General features: G+C 41.3%; 2 rRNA genes. Both read right to left on the reverse strand.

Going from position 1 to position 729, the window contains the following annotated elements:
- A 23S ribosomal RNA gene (locus tag QOZ84_RS16520) occupies positions 1-428 on the reverse strand; the annotation flags it as partial.
- A gap of 202 nt (positions 429-630) precedes the next feature.
- Positions 631-729 (reverse strand): 16S ribosomal RNA (locus QOZ84_RS16525); the annotation flags it as partial.

The following is a 729-nucleotide window of genomic DNA, read 5'->3' on the forward strand; positions in this document are numbered from 1 at the left end:
TTTCACGTGTCCCGTGGTACTCTGGATCATGCTAGTAGCTTTCTCGTTTCAACTACAGGGCTATTACCTTCTATGGCGGAGCTTTCCAACTCTCTTCGCTTACAATATTGCATCCATGTTGCATGTCCTCAACCCCAACGAAGTAAACTTCATTGGTTTGGCCTGTTCCGCGTTCGCTCGCCGCTACTTACGGAATCGAATTTCTTTCTTTTCCTCCGGGTACTTAGATGTTTCAGTTCCCCGGGTTCCCCTCATTAAGCTATGTATTCACTTAACAATACTTAGACATTACTCTAAGTGAGTTTCCTCATTCGGAAATCTTCGGATCAAAGTTTACGTGCAACTCCCCGAAGCTTATCGCAGCTTATCGCGTCCTTCATCGGCTCCTAGTGCCAAGGCATCCGCCCTGCACCCTTAATAACTTGACCAAGTTATCAAAGTTGATTTTTAATGAGTATATCTTCTCAGTGACTTTTTTAATGAGTTTGTCTTCTCGTTGATATTTTTAAAAGTTATCTTCTTCATATATTTTAAATGATGTCATATCACTAAATGTTATACAGTTTTCAAAGTACTAGTATGAAAGTTCTTATGAACTCTCAAAATTAAACAGTAGGCAATTCTCCTTAGAAAGGAGGTGATCCAGCCGCACCTTCCGATACGGCTACCTTGTTACGACTTCACCCCAGTTATTGATTTCACCTTCGACAGACGCTTCCAAAAGGTTAG

The organism is Romboutsia sedimentorum, from assembly GCF_030131845.1.
Classification (GTDB): domain Bacteria; phylum Bacillota; class Clostridia; order Peptostreptococcales; family Peptostreptococcaceae; genus Romboutsia_D; species Romboutsia_D sedimentorum.